General features: G+C 47.5%; 1 pseudogene. It reads right to left on the bottom strand.

The features are described 5' to 3' along the window. Positions 1-103: 103 nt before the first annotated feature. Positions 104-217: pseudogene (locus ACSZO1_RS22890) on the bottom strand (IS30 family transposase); the annotation flags it as partial.

Here is a 217-nt window from a genome sequence, read left to right as displayed (position 1 = left end):
AAAACGTATACGATCACTTTGTACTGGTGAATATTTGGCCTTTATTATTCAATGAATGGCAAAGAATAACCTCATCTGGCGGATTCAAGTTCGAAGTGCAACGCTAAGCCGCCTGTCTTAACTCTGCAAAGACCACTGAAGGCTGCCGGAACCCGAGGCATTTTCTTGGCCTGCTGTTCAGTGCTCCCTGATACTTGCGGAGCTCGTCATCCGTCAC

The sequence above is a fragment of the Erwinia sp. V71 genome, assembly GCF_965644245.1.
Taxonomy (GTDB): domain Bacteria; phylum Pseudomonadota; class Gammaproteobacteria; order Enterobacterales; family Enterobacteriaceae; genus Erwinia.
This window is presented reverse-complemented; position numbering and strand designations above follow the sequence as displayed.